The sequence below is a fragment of the Methylomonas sp. 2BW1-5-20 genome (assembly GCF_052474515.1).
On record NZ_CP184127.1, the window covers coordinates 4,386,464 to 4,403,764 of the forward strand.

At 49.3% G+C, this 17,301-nt stretch carries 13 protein-coding genes; 10 read left to right on the forward strand and 3 right to left on the reverse strand.

Annotation, left to right across the window (positions count from 1 at the left end):
• Positions 1-11: 11 nt before the first annotated feature.
• The 3 genes from ACH50O_RS20235 to ACH50O_RS20245 are packed head-to-tail and all read right to left on the reverse strand — an operon-like array spanning position 12 to position 2,368.
• Positions 12-1,520 (reverse strand): YifB family Mg chelatase-like AAA ATPase, encoded by a 1,509-nt coding sequence (locus tag ACH50O_RS20235; RefSeq protein ID WP_446809550.1) that lies wholly within the window; start codon positions 1,518-1,520, stop codon positions 12-14.
• Positions 1,521-1,526: 6 nt separating this feature from the next.
• Entirely contained in the window at positions 1,527-1,778 is a 252-nt protein-coding gene (gene ubiK / locus ACH50O_RS20240) for a ubiquinone biosynthesis accessory factor UbiK (protein ID WP_033158177.1), read from the reverse strand.
• A 5-nt stretch (positions 1,779-1,783) separates the two neighbouring features.
• The gene (locus tag ACH50O_RS20245) at positions 1,784-2,368 is read right to left on the reverse strand and encodes a MarR family winged helix-turn-helix transcriptional regulator (protein WP_446809551.1); all 585 of its coding nucleotides are present in this window, start codon (positions 2,366-2,368) and stop codon (positions 1,784-1,786) included.
• A gap of 338 nt (positions 2,369-2,706) precedes the next feature.
• On the opposite strand from ACH50O_RS20245, the gene ACH50O_RS20250 reads away from it, so the two are divergent.
• From ACH50O_RS20250 to ACH50O_RS20295, 10 genes are all read left to right on the forward strand, one after another.
• On the forward strand, positions 2,707-3,945 hold the full coding sequence (locus ACH50O_RS20250; protein WP_446809552.1) for an NADP-dependent isocitrate dehydrogenase: 1,239 nt from the start codon (positions 2,707-2,709) through the stop codon (positions 3,943-3,945).
• Positions 3,946-4,105: 160 nt separating this feature from the next.
• On the forward strand, positions 4,106-4,309 hold the full coding sequence (locus ACH50O_RS20255) for a hypothetical protein (protein ID WP_446809553.1): 204 nt from the start codon (positions 4,106-4,108) through the stop codon (positions 4,307-4,309).
• A gap of 326 nt (positions 4,310-4,635) precedes the next feature.
• Positions 4,636-5,736 carry a non-hydrolyzing UDP-N-acetylglucosamine 2-epimerase gene (wecB, locus tag ACH50O_RS20260; RefSeq protein ID WP_446809554.1) on the forward strand — a complete coding sequence of 367 codons (1,101 nt, stop codon included), beginning with the start codon at positions 4,636-4,638 and terminating at the stop codon, positions 5,734-5,736.
• A 137-nt stretch (positions 5,737-5,873) separates the two neighbouring features.
• Complete coding sequence (locus tag ACH50O_RS20265) at positions 5,874-7,334, forward strand: glycosyltransferase family 2 protein (RefSeq protein WP_446809555.1); 1,461 nt, start codon at positions 5,874-5,876, stop codon at positions 7,332-7,334.
• Positions 7,335-7,336: 2 nt separating this feature from the next.
• Positions 7,337-8,443: a hypothetical protein gene (locus ACH50O_RS20270; protein ID WP_446809556.1), complete on the forward strand. Its 1,107-nt coding sequence runs from the start codon at positions 7,337-7,339 to the stop codon at positions 8,441-8,443.
• A gap of 9 nt (positions 8,444-8,452) precedes the next feature.
• Positions 8,453-10,294: a carbohydrate binding domain-containing protein gene (locus tag ACH50O_RS20275; protein ID WP_446809557.1), complete on the forward strand. Its 1,842-nt coding sequence runs from the start codon at positions 8,453-8,455 to the stop codon at positions 10,292-10,294.
• 114 nt (positions 10,295-10,408) lie between these two features.
• Positions 10,409-12,262: a hypothetical protein gene (locus tag ACH50O_RS20280; protein WP_446809558.1), complete on the forward strand. Its 1,854-nt coding sequence runs from the start codon at positions 10,409-10,411 to the stop codon at positions 12,260-12,262.
• A 142-nt stretch (positions 12,263-12,404) separates the two neighbouring features.
• On the forward strand, positions 12,405-13,217 hold the full coding sequence (locus ACH50O_RS20285; RefSeq protein WP_446809559.1) for a YaiO family outer membrane beta-barrel protein: 813 nt from the start codon (positions 12,405-12,407) through the stop codon (positions 13,215-13,217).
• A gap of 2 nt (positions 13,218-13,219) precedes the next feature.
• Positions 13,220-14,020, forward strand: coding sequence for a hypothetical protein (locus ACH50O_RS20290; RefSeq protein WP_446809560.1), 801 nt, complete (start codon positions 13,220-13,222; stop codon positions 14,018-14,020).
• Positions 14,021-14,221: 201 nt separating this feature from the next.
• Complete coding sequence (locus ACH50O_RS20295) at positions 14,222-17,131, forward strand: DUF642 domain-containing protein (RefSeq protein WP_446809561.1); 2,910 nt, start codon at positions 14,222-14,224, stop codon at positions 17,129-17,131.
• Positions 17,132-17,301 lie beyond the last annotated feature (170 nt).

Here is a 17,301-nt window from a genome sequence, read left to right on the forward strand (position 1 = left end):
GGTTTAGACATTTACCGGGTTCTGTCCAACTTGCGATAACCGATAGCTTCGCTTAGATGAGGGATTTCAATATTCGGTGAATTAGCAAGATCGGCGATAGTTCGCGCCAGTTTTAAAATCCGGTGATAAGCCCGGTGCGACAGGCCGAATTTTTCCAGCGCTTGTTCCAGCAATTGGTGGCCGGCTTCGGACAAGGTACAAATAGTCTTAACCTCGGCGGCGGTCAGCGCCGCATTGGCTTTACCTTGGCGCTGGTAAGCAATTTTTCGGGCCGCCACTACGCGTTGGCGAATCGTTTCGCTAAGTTCTTCGCCGGCCGCCGATCCCTTGCGCAAAACATCCAGCGCGACGCGCGGTACCTCCATGTGCATGTCTATCCTATCCAGCAAAGGCCCGGAAACTCTGGCCCGATAGCGGGCCACTTGCTCGGAGGTGCAGCGACAACGGCCGGAAGCGTCGCCTAGATAACCGCATGGACAAGGGTTCATTGCCGCGATCAATTGAAAGCTGGCCGGAAAATCGGCTTGGCGGTTGGCGCGGGAAATCGTGATATGGCCGGTTTCCAAGGGTTCGCGCAGTACTTCCAGGACTTTTCTATCGAACTCCGGCAGTTCGTCCAAAAATAACGCGCCGTTGTGCGACAGGGAAATTTCGCCCGGTTTGGGGTTGCTGCCGCCACCAACCAACGCCGCAGCTGAGGCGGTATGGTGCGGCGCTCTGTACGGAGGTTGCCGCCAACGGCTGACATCCAGGCCATGGTCGCTGATCGAGGCCAGCGCGGCGGTTTCCTGGGCTTGCTGTTCGCTGAGTTCCGGCAAAATGGTCGGCAAGCGTGCCGCCAGCATTGACTTGCCGGTGCCCGGAGGTCCGAGCATCAGTAAATTATGTTTTCCGGCGGCGGCGATTTCCATTGCCCGTTTGACGTGAAACTGGCCATGCACATCGGCAAAGTCCACGCTGTAAACCGCTTGTTCGAAACCGAGCTGGATGTCGGGCGGCGCGATGGCCTGCCGGCCCGCCAGGTGGGCGCAGACTTCCAGTAGCGTCCTGGCCGGCAACAATTGCGCATCCTTGATTAAAGAAGCCTCCGCCGCGCAACCAGCCGGTAGAATCAGTTGCCTGAAAGCGTTACGGCAATGAATCGCCACCGGCAACGCGCCGGGAATCGGCCGCAATTCCCCGCCCAGCGACAGTTCGCCGATACATTCATATTCTGCTAGCGCATCCTTGGGGATTTGCCCGGAAGCGGCCAGGATGCCCAGCGCAATAGCCAGATCGAAGCGGCCGCCTTCCTTGGGTAAATCGGCGGGGGCCAGATTGATCGTGATACGCTGAAACGGAAATTCGAAGTGCGAATTGATGATCGCCCCGCGCACCCTATCCTTGCTTTCTTTAACCGCTGTCTCGGGCAAACCGACGATGTTTAGGGCCGGAAGCCCGCTACTGACATGCACTTCCACCGTCACTTGCGGGGCGTCTATGCCGGAGCGGCCCCGGCTGTAAACGACGGCCAGCGACATGGCGTTTTAGGCTTGCGGTATCCGTTGTTCCAGTTCCGCGACGCGTTTTTCCAGTTCTTCCAAACGGGCGCGGGTTTTCGCCAATACGGCTTTTTGCACTTCAAATTCTTCGCGGCTGACCAGGTCTAATTTTGAAAGGCCGCTTTGCAGCAAGGCGTGGACGTTTTTTTCCACGTCGTCTTTCAGGTTGGTCAAACCGGGAGGGATGGCACCGGCGATACGCTCGGCAAGATTGTCTATGGCTTTGGGATCGAACATGATAATTACTCTTGGTCTATGAATGAATTGGGAACGGGTAAATGCTCACGGCATATTTTATCAGTATCCTCGCGATCCAACGGTTGCTCTGTCAGGCCGCATTGATAGTGATGCTGTTCCACCGAAAAATAATGGCAAGAACGGCATAAACCAAAGCTCTTAGATTGGTTGACTTTCTGCAACACACCCAGCGTGGTTTGCAGCGCCTGGCCGATGGTATCGAACTCCTGGCGGCTGACCTTGGATTCGGCCTGCTTAAAAATATCCAGCGGTTTTAACTCGTCGATTAGGCGCTTACCGGCCTCGGTCAAGCCCAAATGCACCACCCTGCCGTCTAAAACGTCCGTGGTCTTATTCAGATAATGCTTACGCTCCAGAATCTGGATAGTCTGCGACACCGTGCCTTTGGTTAAGCCCAGATACTCGGCCACCGCTGCATGGGTATTACTGTATTTGTTGCACTTGGCCAGATATTCCAAGACCTGGCCGTGCACCGGTTGCAAGCCGATCGCCGCGTATTTTTTGCGTTCTTCCGAGCGCAGTAAGGCGCTGATCCGTTCGATCAGCTTAAAGGTGTCTAATTCCTGCATTGGCCCGATTCTAACACATGCCGCGGCGCCTGGCTTGGCTTACAATCTCCGTCGTGACTTAGAAATTGGCTGGTCTAGTACCGCACTTTGCGCGCTCAGAAACTATCTTGTTAAATAAAATAGTGTTGTTGGGCTAAATACACTAATACCTTTACAGAACAAAGCTTTACGGCGTAGTGCGTTGACGCCGTTTCGGCAGTATAGCCTAGTTTTCGCCGTGATTCGATTAAAGCGCAAGGCGTGTTCGGCTGCGCTGAGTAAGGCGTTAAACATTCCGTGTTCCGGGGGCGGGCAAGCTATACTGAAGGCTATTTTTAGCGATTAGGTGAGGAGACGTTATGAAGAAAATATCCGTCAAAAATCCGGTGGTGGAGATCGACGGCGATGAAATGACCCGTATCATCTGGCATTTCATCAAAGACAAACTGATTCTGCCTTACCTGGATCTGCAAATCGACTACTACGACTTGGGTATCGAACAGCGCGACGCCACCGACGACCAAATCACCATCGACGCCGCCAACGCGATAAAAAAACATGGCGTCGGTATCAAATGCGCCACCATCACCCCGGACGAAGCTAGGGTGGAAGAGTTTGGCCTGAAAAAAATGTACAAGTCGCCGAACGGCACCATTCGTAACATCCTGGACGGCACCGTGTTCCGCGAACCCATCATCTGCAATAACGTGCCGCGCCTGGTGCCGAATTGGACTCAGCCGATCTGCATCGGTCGGCATGCGTTTGGCGACCAATATCGCGCCACCGACTTCGTGACTAAAGGCAAAGGTAAATTAAAAATCAGCTTTACCCCGGACGACGGTAGCGCCGAACAAGCTTTCGAGGTTTATCAATTTGAAAGCGATGGTGTCGCATTGGCGATGTACAACACCGACGAATCCATCGCCGGCTTCGCCCGCAGCTGTTTCAACGTGGCGCTGGATCGCGGCTGGCCGCTGTATCTGTCGACTAAGAACACCATCCTGAAAAAATACGACGGCCGCTTCAAGGACATATTCGAAGAGATTTACCAAGCCGAATACAAAGATTTATACCAAGCCAAAGGTATCGTCTACGAACACAAACTGATAGACGACATGGTGGCATCGGCTTTGAAATGGAGCGGTGCCTTTGTCTGGGCGTGTAAAAACTACGACGGCGACGTGCAATCCGACACCGTGGCGCAAGGTTTTGGTTCGTTGGGTTTGATGACCTCAACCTTGGTCACGCCGGACGGCAAAATCATGGAAGCCGAGGCCGCGCACGGCACGGTTACCCGGCATTACCGCATGCATCAGCAAGGCAAGAAAACTTCGACCAATCCGATTGCCTCGATCTTCGCCTGGACCCGTGGCCTGGCGTTTCGCGGCAAACTGGACGGCAACGCCGAGCTGATCAATTTCTGCGAGACCTTGGAAAAAGTCTGCGTCGATACCGTCGAAGCCGGACAAATGACCAAGGATTTGGCATTGTGCATTTATGGCGACGATTTAAATGACTCGCATTATTTGACGACAGAGGATTTTCTGGAATCGTTGCGAGTTAATCTGGAGACGGCTTTGTACTCTGTCCGGTCTTGAGGAAGCACTGAGCAAGCCGATTCCCGTCATGGTTCGAAAAGCTCGCCATGAAGGGGATCAGCTTGTTGTCAATTTTTTAAGGGCGCCGAGCCTTGAATTTCTGGAGTCCCGTTTTTGCCCATCAGTTTGGAGTGTAGTCTCATAAAAAGCCGGCGATTCCATGAGTCGCAGTTGGTGTTTGTCGAAATATCCTCCTACCGCTCTAAAAAATTACCCTGATGGCGCGCTATGCAGTGGTTGCGCAAACTTAGATCTGTTGCAGGTTGGCGTGGTGCGTTCAATTAATTTTAATCAAATCCTAATCTTTCGCTGGAACTTATCTAAAAATCAGTTTACCATTGCAAAAAAAGCAAAATATGTGTGATGGGCATCACAGTCTTTGCGCGTTTTATGTCGGAAATTCACTTGACAGGTGGTTTTGTTCTTTTGAATTGTTCAGTCATTTTACCCGATGGGAATATAAAGCGACGAGTACCGCTCCTCTTATGAAAGGCGCGTTATATCGATTGATCCCCAACGCGAAGCTTGGATTTTCTGGGTTTTATATTTTTGGTATCCAATATCCTCGGTCACGATGGTACCGATTTAACCAGCTCTTTCGTTACTAAAACTTATTTTTAATCGTAAAAATTCAATCGATTTATGAAAAAAATCCTTTGTGTAGTAGGCACTCGCCCCGAAGCTATCAAAATGGCACCTGTGATTTTGGCCCTAAAAAACGAGCCTTGGGCGAACGTAAGGATACTGGCAACCGCGCAGCATCGGCATATGCTCGACCAAGTGTTGAGTTTCTTCAATATATCACCCGATATAGATTTGAATATTATGCGTCCGAATCAAGCGCTCACGACGTTAACCGCGCGTTTGTTGCTGGAGATGGACGAGGTGTTACTGAGCGAAAAACCCGATGTCGTGTTAGTGCAGGGTGATACCACAACGGTCATGTCGGTCGCGTTGGCCTGTTTTTATCACCGCATCGAAGTTGGGCATGTCGAGGCGGGATTGAGAACCTGGGATATGCAAAACCCGTTTCCCGAGGAGGCCAATCGAGTTATCGCCGGTCGCTTGGTGCGCTGGCACTTTGCACCGACGGAGAGTTCCAGGCAAAACCTTCTTCGCGAGGGTATTGCGGATCAGGATATTTATGTCACCGGCAATACCGTGATCGATGCGTTGCTGATGACTGCGGAGAATGACGTGGAGTTGGGGGTCGAACTGGATCCAAGCAAGCGCCTGGTGCTGATTACTTCGCATCGACGAGAGAATTTTGGCGAACCGTTCCGCAATATCTGTTTAGCCTTGCGGGCCTTGTCCGAAAATAATTCTGACGTGCAGTTCCTTTATCCGGTTCACCCCAATCCCAATGTGAAGGACGTCGCACATGACATTTTGGGTAATCGGCCGAACATATTTCTGTGCGAGCCGCTCGACTACGCGCCTTTTGTCACGGCGTTGAAACGTGCCTATTTGATAATCAGCGACTCCGGCGGTGTTCAGGAAGAAGCGCCCGCTTTGGGCAAGCCTGTTTTGGTGCTGCGCGACGAGACCGAACGCCCTGAAGCTGTCGAACAGGGCGTAGTAAAGCTGGTCGGCGCCAATTACGAAAGAATCGTCGCTGAAACGCAACGTTTACTCGACGATGACTCTGCCTATAGAGCTATGGCCCAAGGCATTTCACCTTATGGCGACGGTCATGGCGCGGCGCGGATCAGCAAAATTCTCAGGGAGTATTTCGAATTCACTGAGGCTGCGGCTGGCGAGGTGCTTGAAGAAGATCTGATCGAGGCATGACAGGCAATTAGCCGGATAAAACCAGTTACTTACGTTGCTAATAGATAAAAATTCATCAAAAAATCCGCGCCACACCTATGACTGCCATTTCCGCCAAGTTTTCCGGATTATCGAGCTCGATTCTAGCGAGGCTAGCTATGGGCTTGATTTTAATTTTTGCCGCAATCAGCTATGGAAGCCGGCATGAGCTTTGGCAGATCGGTATTTTCCCGCTGACGCTGCGGCCGGATATTTTGGGGTTGCGGGTTTATGAGCAGATTGCGACGTTTGCGGAATTTGTCTGGCCAAACGTTGCGCGGATATTGACCATTCAATTCAGTGCGGATTGGGTTGCAAATGTCTTCATTGCCGGTTTTTTGCTTATTTTGTTGTTGCTATTTTTTTACACTGTTCGACATTATCATTTCACATTAAATCGTTTATTCGGGCGTCAGCGACATCCCTATATCGATATCGATTCTGCGGATTGGCCGAAGATTACGGTTTTTATTGCCGCCCATAATGAAGAAGCCGTGATCGCGGGTTGTCTGGAAGCCTTGCTGGAGGTGGATTATCCACGTGAAAGAATGCTGCTGATGCCGGTTAACGACCGATCCAGCGACCGTACACGGGAAATCATCGATGAATTCGTCGAGCGTTATCCCGATAGAATTCGGCCCTTCCACCGTACCAGCGGTAAGGCCGGTAAAGCCGCGGCCCTGAAGGATGCCACCGAACTAGTGGATACCGGCATTATCATCGTTTTCGACGCGGACTACGTACCCGCCAAAGGCCTGATCAAACACTTGGTGGCACCCTTCTTCGATCCTGAAGTAGGCGCGGTCATGGGCCGGGTTGTGCCGCAAAATGCCGGCGGCAATCTGCTGACGCGTTTGCTGGATTTAGAACGTTCCGCCGGTTATCAAGTCGATCAGCAAGCGCGTATGAACATGGGGCTGGTGCCGCAATATGGCGGGACTGTGGGCGGTATTCGTATCAAGGCCCTGGAAAGTTCGGGCGGCTGGCATGACGACGTGTTGGCGGAAGATACCGATCTCACTATTCGTTTCTTACTGAACAACTGGAAAACCGTCTATCAAAACCGCGCCGAATGCTACGAGGAAGTGCCCGAGGAATGGCCGGCCAGGGTCAGGCAGATAAAGCGCTGGGCCAAGGGGCATAACCAAGCCTTATATCGGCATTTCGGCAAGATTTTAGTCATGCGTGGCTTAAAACCCTTGGAAAAGCTTGATGCGCTGGCCCTGCTGGGCGTCTACGCAATGTCGCCACTGCTAGCGTTTGGTTGGGTTATCGGTATGGTTTTGTTTTATTGCAATCTCAGCCCTTTACCCGATCTCGCGCTTTGTTTGTTTGCCATGTCCGCCTTCAGCGTGCTCGGTAATTTTGCGGCTTTTTTTGAGATCGCCGCAGCCGTTTATCTGGACGGCAATCGCAAGCGTATCCGCCTGTTGCCGGTCACCATTGTTGGCTTTCTGATCAGCATGTCTTCGATAACCATGGCAACTTTGGAGATGATGCTCGACTCGATAAGATTGAGTCCGCGCGAGCTGAAATGGGATAAAACGCCGCGTTACCGCAAAGTGGTGGTGAGCACATAGCCATGTGGACGACCTTACTCTTCACCTGCACGGCATGTATTTTTTTATTGCCTTTACTGCCGGCCATAATCGAATTGCGATTAAAGGAAGATATAGAACCGGTGGCCGTGGATCAGGCCAATGCCGGCAATATCGATTATTTTGCGGAAAGTTTTCTGGCATTCATCACGGATGCGATAAACGACTATCAATCGGGAAAGACCGAGCAATTTAGCCAGCAAAACTATTGCCTGTATCAGCAAGATGCCGTGTTTACAGCTAGCGCGGAGGAGTTAAAACGGGCGGGCACGGATCGTTTAGTGGTCGGTTTGGGTGATTTGCGGCTACCGCCGGACTTCAACTTTACCCAAGAGGTTTTCAGTAAAGGCAATATCAATTGTGGCGAGAAAGTGCGCTTGCGCTCCGCATTAGCAATCGGCGATCTGCAGTTGGGAAAAAACAGCCAGTTATTGCGCTGGGCGCACGCGTGCAATATTTTTGTCGCCAGCGGTTGCGTTTTACTTGGGCGGGTTTCGGCGGAAGCGGACCTTAACTTACTGCCGCATTGTGAGTTTGTGCGCGTCAATGCCAACCGTATTTACGTCATGCCCAAACATGGCGAGCCCGCTTACGAACAGCCTGTGCCGGTGGACGCGCCTAAGATCGAGGTTAACCAACTAAAAACCTATCTCGACAACGCTGGACGTGTGTTGTTGGACGGCAATCTGGATTTTCCGGCGAACGGTGTTTGGCAAGGCGATATGGTGATTCGCGGCGATGCGGTAATACGCGAAGATGCGGAAATTGCCGGTAGCCTGAAGGTGTATGGCGACATTCATATCGAGTCGGGCGTCACGATTACTGGCGCCATCGTTTGCAACAAAAAGCTGAACGTTGCCAGCCGATGCGTTTTAAACGGCCCCTTGGTGGCGGAAAAACAAATAGAACTGGATAGCGGATGCCGGATTGGCAACCCATTGGCGCCAAGTTCAGTGACCGCACCCGTCATTCGGATTGCGATGGGGGTCACTGTGCACGGCACACTTTGGGCCAGGAATCGCGGAGAAGTGTTGGCCGCGCTGACCGACGGCAAACATAAGCGCAATTCGCGCATCAGTCGCCTTACCTAAATTTTAGCCATGCGCTTAAGCCTGCTGATTATTCTTGGTATTTGTTATGGTCAGTCGCTAGCTGCCGAGCCTTTAAAGCTGGCCGGCTATCAGCAAGCGGACGGTGCGATCAGTATTTTTCAGAATGGCGATAACGTGGATCCGTATTTTGCCGGTAAGGCTTTATTGGTTGCCCATGATGCCGGGCTGGATATTCGGGCGGCGGCGGCTTCCTGGATTGCTTGGGGGTTGCAGCATCAAAGAGCGGATGGCGGTTTTGATCGCTTCTGTCGCCGTGATGGTCTTTGGGTGGCTTGCGCCGCTGCGGATGCCGACGATTCGGCGACAGCAGTGTGGATAGAGTTGATAGCCAAACTGGCGCCCGGCGCGGGTCTGCCGATAGTTTGGCTGGAGAGCTTAAAACGCGCGCAGCAATTATTGGATAGCCTACGCGATCAGGATAGTCGTATCTATTTTATTTCGTCCAAGCAACCGGTCGGACTGCTGATGGACAATGTGGAAGTCTACACCGCGCTGTTAGCTTTGAGTCAGCTTAAACAAACTACCGGTGAACTGGAGCAGGCAAGTCTACTGGCAAAACAGGCGGATGTCCTGGCGAACACTATTGTTCAGGTGTTCTGGCAGCCTTGTTTACAAAGGTTGCGGGTGTCTACGCAGAGCCAGACCCGTCCGGGTTTTTATCCTGATCAAGTGGCGGAAATCTTTCCGATTTTGGCGGGGATCCGAATTCCCGGCCGCGATCAGGCCGGGTTTTTCAAACAATGGTTAAACGAGAACCGGGGCCAATGGTTTAAGCAGGCCAAAGTGGATTTCCCCTGGGGTTTGGTGGCGATCGCGGCGGACAAATTGGCTGAGCATGAAAGCGTAAATTGCTGGCTGACATTAGCGGCGCAGTTACGCCAAGGCAGTCATTGGAATGTGCTGGAAGAAGCGGTAATCGAGTCGCTCACCGCTAGTTCGGCTGCCAATCACTCCAAGCGGGGAACGTGTCCGATAACATTGGATAGCGCTGTCACCCCGTCAGGCAGATTGCTACCTCCAGACAGATTAGTCGTAAGCCGGATAGATCCTCGGGCCGTGGAATTACGCTGGAACATTGCTGGTAAAGGCAATAAACCTTTCGGATACGAAATCTATCGGGACGGTAACTACATTGGCATGGCGCGCGAACCTGTTTATGTCGATAACAGTATTGCGGCGGGTAAGCGTTACGTTTACACCGTGAAAGCCTATGACGGAGTGGGGAATATATCGGCAAGTTCGGCGGCGGCCGCTATCGCTATAGAGGCGGGCAATTTCGTTACCGTGTATCTGGAAAGCGACGCAGGCCGGGCCAAAATTCGTTTTCGCTCGGAAGGCAGTGTAAGCCAGGATGCTGTTGAATTGCCAATGGACGACGCTTGCCCGCGTTACCAATCGAAAACCTTGAGTTTGGGCAATGCCAAGAGTATTTCCGTGGCCATTTTGGATGGTAACGGTACCGTCGATGACAACCATGGGAAAAACTATCTGGTCGGATCCGGCCTATTTACGATTGGTCGTGGCGGTGACATCGGTAACACAGATCCTTGTTTGGACCGCATGCCACCGAGCGCGCCGGAAGCGCTGGCTCAAATCGGATTGAGGCGAGGCGCGGTTGATTTGGCCTGGAAAGCTGCTAGGGATAATGTGGCGGTGGCGCGTTACAAGGTTGTCCGAAATGGCGCGGAGATTGCCGATATTGGCGAAACACATTTTACCGACTCTTGCGTTGCACCGATAACGACCTACCAATATCGGATTCGCGCGGTCGACTCCGCGGAAAACCAGTCGGCGAGTAGTAGAGAGCTGATTGTCACTACGCCGGATTAGTGCTTATTCAGATCAGGATTTATATCCAATAATGACCGATTTACAGCTTTAGGCCCTGCTCAATCGGGTGAGATTTAAATGACGGAACAGATGCTCTGAGTCCTAGGGAAAATTATGTTTTTAATACGATGGACGATTTTACTAGCCATATTGGCATTGGCGTTATTCAAGGGAGTCAATGGGACTCCCGATTTGCTTGAACAGCGCGAAGAAAGCTTGGCGCTGGCTTTATTGGTTCCCGATGATGCGAACCTGGACGATCCCAAGCTGACTGCCTGGTTGGATGCCGCGCAAGAAGAAGGCATCAAGCTTGATGTATTGACCGCTAGCGAGTTTATGCGGCCCTTTCCGTTCAGCTTAACAACATACGCCGGATTGATTCTGCCCGACTCGATTCATGTTGCGATGAGCGAAACGCTGATAGACAGCGTACACGGTTACGTTAGTGCCGGCGGCAAATTGCTGTTAGTTTTCGATGCCGGGACATTGTTATTTCCAAACCAAACCTACGCAAAAGACAAGTCGTTGTTTTCCGATCTGGCGGGTGTTGAGTATGCGCTGTACGACACGCTCCGCGATGACTCGATCAAGCCAACGCAGGTGCTGGGTGAACAGTCGGTATTCTTGGCCTTGCACAATCCACCCGGCAGATTCTCCGCCAGTCCATCCGGCGCCGGGGGAATGATGAGTTTATCCAGCTATAAAAACGACAAACTCGAATACCCGCACTTCCTGACTCAGGGGCGCTATGCCGGAAAATCCTTGTTGTACGGCGAAGATCAAACAGTTATTGCCGGCATAAACGATTTCAATAGCGGCAAAGTCTTATTTGTTAATTTACCGCTGGGGTATTTAAAAAACAGAACCGACAGTGCGTTATTACATGGTTTTTTGCGTTATTTTTCGGAAAATATTGTTAATTTGCCGACGTTATCGGCTTCGCCAAGCGGTCGCGGTGGACTGATAGTGAACTTGCATATCGATTCAAACGCGAATTTACCTGTTCTCGCGGCCTTAAAAAAGCAATCCAAGCTATTCGATTACGGCCCCTATTCGGTACATATTACAGCCGGTCCGGATGTTAATGTCGATGGTGATAAATTGGGTTTCAATATACAAGGCAATAAAGAAGCCGGGGAATGGCTTGGGTTTTTTCAGCGGCGTGGCGATCAGATTGGTAGTCATGGCGGTTGGATTCATAACTATTTCGGTGAATATGTCGCGGACACTAATCGTGAAGAATTTTTGCCATTTTTGGAAAAAAACAAACAGGCAATTGAAGCCGTTTCTCACGTCCGTATAACTGAGTATTCCGCGCCGATGGGCAACCATCCCAACTGGGTGACGCAGTGGTTGGATAGTCAAAAAATAAATAGTTATTATTTCACGGGCGATATTGGCTTAGGTCCAACAAAGCCTTATCGCGATGGCTCCAGGGGAAATCAAAATGCTTGGGCGTTTCCGGTATTATCCATGGGTAAATATGCCGCTTTCGAAGAAATGCATGCAGATGGCATTGAAGAGAAAAAGATCGATCAGTGGCTGAATGAAGTATCAAATTATGCTGCGGATGATAGAGTAATCAGGTTGATGTATTTTCATCCGCCGGGATTACTTCATTATCCTAAAGCTGCAGACAATTGGTTATTAAAGTCTTCCTTGCTCAATAAGCAAGGGCGATTTGCTTGGTATACCATGACCGATATTGCCAATTTCATGGAGCATAGAAATCAAACGGCATGGAATATTAAGCGTGTCGATAGTAAAGCCGTCACATTATTTGCGCAGCATCCGGAATCATTGTCACGCCTGACCTGGATGTTTCCAAAATCGGCTTATGAAAACGCCGAGATCCAATCTGGCAAAGCCAATATATCCATGGATGATAAATATATTGTTATCGAAGCTCAGGACGTAAAAAGTCTACAGGTTAAATTGTACATGAGGTCAATTACCCGGCTTTATTAAAGATGAGATTATTTGTCTAGAGAAAATGGTTTAATTTTTTACTTGTGTGTGGGTCATTTTTAGATGTGAGTGGCTTGATTTTTAAAATAAGATGTCATGTATTTGCCTTATCCATGGATTTTTGGAATTACAATATTAATTTATGATTTTATTACTAACCCCTCGTTTGCGATGTGGAGTTCTGGCGCTTGTGGTATTCGGTTTTTTTTCACAAATAGTTAATGCTGAAGATGATAGTGCCTTTGAAAAGCATGGGTATGTGCAGTTCGATATTGGATATTCGCATTTAACCAATAATTTTCAAAACTGGTTTGACGAGTATCTGCGAGGATATGCCCAGTTAACACCCAACGACGGTATCGGATGGGAGATCACAAACCAAAGCCATTTTGCGGAGCAGGGTGTTTTAGGCTCCTTGGCCTATCGCCGTATTTTTAACGAGGATTGGTACGGTTCTGTCAGTGCTGCTACCAGTAGCGACGGATCGTTTTTGCCTAGATACCGTACAGATGCCACTTTATATAAAAAATGGCTGAGTAAACGAAACTTAGTGACTGGTGTGGGCTTTACGCATAATCAAAGCCGCTTGGAAAATCACGATCGCATTGTTTCGCTGGATATTCTTTATTATTTTGACGCACCGGTAATATTGGAGGTTGGAGGTAAGTTTGTGGAGAGTAATCCCGGGCGAGTGGAATCACAGCGAGGATTTGCCGCTATCACTTATGGATACAATAAAGATTATTACTTAACGCTTAAATATGATGGTGGAACAGAGGGCTGGCAAGCAGTCGGGGCTACGCAAACCATTAGTAATTTTTCAAGTCACGAAGCCACGGTAAATATCAGAAAATGGATTAATAACGATTTTGGATTTTCGTTAACCGCTAACTATTATTCAAACCCCAATTACAGTCGCGCGGGTTTGATTGCCGGCATATTTGTCGACTTTTAAGCATGATTGACAGAACTCAAGAAAGCTACAAGGACTTGGAGTTACTTAGCAAGCAAGGTGTTTTGGGTAAAGTTATTCCGGAGCATCGTGCGCTATTGCGCTCTTCATTCTCAAGCCTAAAATGGTTAACTATTGCTTTTTTTCCGATATTGTTCGATTACATCATTGTTAAGTCGGTATCGTTTGTCGGTCAGTTTTGGTTGATGCTGTTTAATTTCTGGTTTGAAAAAATAGAAATACCTGGGAAAGTTATGTTGGTGACAACGAAACTGGCAGGTTTTGAAATTGAATTACCGGCCTTTTTTGTGCATTCCTCGGCGCCGGACGCTACTAATTGGTGGCTATTGGTTCTGATAGTCGCCGGTCTTGTTTCCTTGATTTATATACTGCCCAAGAGATTTTTGCCGTTATTTTATATTTTTGGGTTTATTTCTTTAGTTCTGTTGAGCTCTTTAATATATTTTGCGGTCATGCCGGCCAGGTTTTCGTATACCGCCTCCGGGTACTTAGATAATCTGTTAATGTCCGGGGTATGGCTGCTGCTGATTATGCCGTGGGTGCATGGTCTTATTTATTATATATTCGATTTTTCGGTTCAGAAAAAAATATTCCTGACCGTTACAACCTTGATATTTATTGTTGTAGCGCTGCCTTTTCAATTGATTACACAAACAATTCTTCTGCTTAAGTTTTCGGTGATTATATTGCCGGTTTTGTATGTGTTTTTCGGTTTGTTTTTATTGATTATTTGTTGTTTGTCTCTTTACGGATGGGCGATGAGCTGGGAAAGAAATGCTCAATAAGTCAGTAGGGGATACTTTGTGAGTCTAATAAATATTTTAGTTAGGCTGATGCTTAGGGGAGATGGATTGCGATTTTGATTATAAACAGAGCGGGCTCGTATTCAACGACTATTAACGCATCAATATTCTTAGATATACAAAATTGGTTTGTAATAGTTAGATTTTCAACTTTTGATTTGCAATTAACTTTATCGATAAATTATGAAAATACCACTACCTTATAAAAAGAAGGTTTGTGCATCAGCGGTGAGCTCGCTGCTGATAACAAGCTTTGTTGCCTTCGCTTCTCCTTCGTACGCTGCCGAGCTTGTCGTTAACGGTAGCTTTGAACAACCCGCTATTCCTTATTTCAGTTGGAAATATAGCCCTTCTATTCCAGGCTGGAAACTAGGTACGGGCAGTAAGGGTAATGTTATCGAAAGCCTGAATAACATCTCTGGTGCGCCGGCTCCTAATTTAGGTAATCAGTTTGTTGAGCTGGACGCCAATGGTTCAACTATTATTTATCAAGACATCCCGACCAAGCCAGGTGCCGTTTATCAACTTCGCTTTCACTATTCCGCGCGTCCTGGTGTGGTGGACAACCAGATGCAAATCAAATGGGGCGATACCATCGTCGGAAATTTGAAAGCTAGTGGATTTCTGAAATTCAACACCGAGTGGAAGGATTACACTTATTCGGTAACAGCCACCAGCACGACGACTCGTTTGAGCTTCAGTAATTTGGCTGAACGTAGCGACTCATTCGGTTCTTATCTCGACGGTGTTAGTGTGGTCGACGCCGGCTTGGCCGCGCAGCGGTCCACCAAGATTGCTCTACTTTTGCCGGATGTTGCCCAGGAGGATGCACTCACCTTGCCGGCGACTCAAGCCTGGCTTGATGCCATAAATGAGGAGGGCTATAAGATTGATGTGATTCGGGATAGCGAGTTCGCATCCGTGGCAAAGAACTATAAAGCGGTAATCCTGCCCGACTCTGTTCATCAGATAGCCAGCGCTCAGTTGCTCAACGACATTACCTATTATGTTAATGATCAAGGCGGCAGCGTATTGATTGCTTTTGACTTTGGTGCGTTGAATTCCCAAGGCTTATTCCCTGTTGCGGGTCCAAATCCGTTCAGCAGCTTGGTAGGTGTCGACTACAACTTGTATGGTGAGCTGTATGGCCAAACCGCCATTTCGCCGGTTGGCCTCGGTCCCATTTATGGTATGGAACGTACCTTGTGGCAGTTTCAAGTACCACCCGGTAAATATATGCCATGGCCGACAGGCACCGCTACAACATCCAGCTCAACCGCAAATGCTAGCATTGCCAGTGTGACCGCACCCGAGAACACACCGACTGCGTACCTGCCAACCGACCGCACTGATCCAGGCGGTTTGCGAAAGTTTGACGCCGGATATATCCATCGTATTCCATTTGGACACGAGCGCGGCATTACACTGGATCAAATCATTGCGGCTCAGCAGGAGAAAATTCCACACAGTGCGCTAATCGGCAGGAAGCCAAATCGTAGAGCTCAAAATCCCGTGCCCTATTCCCCCGACGATAGTCTGCAAGGCGTGTCGAGTTATCTGTATGGGTTCCTTACATATCCGACGTATGTAACCTGTAATTTGGGCCACACTTTCAGCGGGGGCGATATTGCCAATTTTGAAAGTAACTGCAGCAATACCGGACAAAGCTATACCGGTACTCCATTGTTGGTATCTGATAGATTCGGTCTGGTAGCCGGGTACGCATCGCGTGGAAACGGCAACGTAATGTTTGTTAACCTGCCGCTTAGCCGTTTGAAAACTCAAACCGATGGCTTGTTGATGCACGGTGCGATTCGCTATTTTGGTGATAACTTATTGCAACTTCCCAGATTATCGCCGGTACCAAATGGTATTCCAGGGATGACGGTCAACGTCCATGTCGACTCTCAAGATGCGCTGGCACCGATTCAGGAAATGCAAGCGGCGGGTATCTGGGATAGCGGACCGTTTTCAGTCCATTTTACCGGCGGTCCTGTCGTGGATTATTTGGAGTGTCAAACAGATAGCACAGGCCTGCCAATCAGATCGTTGCCGGTTAATGGGCAGCCCGCTACATGCGCTAATCTAATTGCCAATCCGCTCGGTGACGTCGTGTATCAAAAAGACAGCAGCGGCAATAAAATTGTCAAGCCGAATGCAGCTGTCGGGTTAAATATTCCCAATAATGCCCAAGCCAAAGCAACCATCAAATACTTTGCGTCGCAAGGCCATCAGGTGGGTGCTCACGGCGGGTGGTTGCACGATTATTATGGTTATAACGCTCATGACGATGTTTACGATATGTCAACGTTGCCCGGCACTTTGGTAAATCCTTCCAACCAAGCGTCATATCAGCCGTACTTGGAATTGAATAAATCTGCTGTGGACGCTGTCGTGAATCGCAAAACCACCGAGTACTCCGCACCGATGGGGAACAACCCAAAATGGGGTGTTAACTGGTTGGAGAAGAATGGGGTTTTGGGCGCTTATTATCTTGGCGATACCGGGATGGGGGCGACGCGTCACTGGCGCGAAGGCAATTTGCTGAATCAATCGATCTGGATGTTCCCGGTCACGCCGCTTGGTTTATACGCCACTTTTGAAGAATTTACTGAGTATGGTGTTAGCTCGGATGAAGTGACCAGTTGGCTGACCAAGCTCGTGGACTTTGAGGTGACCAACTATGCTAACCGTTTGGTGTATTTCCATCCGCCCGGTGCAGTGGATTACTTGCCGTCTTTGCAATCGATGATTGATCGCGCAAATAGCTACGCCAATAGCAGTTCCTATAACTTCAATTGGTATTCCATGACCGATATTGCGAAATTCATGACGAGTCGCAAGCAGGTCAGCTGGTCTATTACACCTTCGAATAACAGTCTGTTGTTCCAGGCTTCGCATCCCACTAGCTTGGTCGGTCAAACCTGGATTTTACCTAAAGACGAATACAACAAGCCCGTTGTTAAACCGACATACAACTACTTTTTCTTTGGTTTCCCAACTGAAACAGCCACCGTTTCGGAAGATAGTAATTCCTGGCTGGTTACCGTGAAATCCGGTACCTCCATAAGCTTTACGGTAACGACCAAATAAGTATTTAAGTAGGCTATACAAAGGGTTCTCTCCTCGAACTTGTCGAGGGGAGAACCTATTGCTTTAAGTGTATGCAGTTTTGCCGTGACGGATGGCAAGATATTGCCGTTATCAATGTCTTCTTTTCAGACAGTCAATTTTCTTCAAAGCCTCTTCCGCTCTATCCCTCC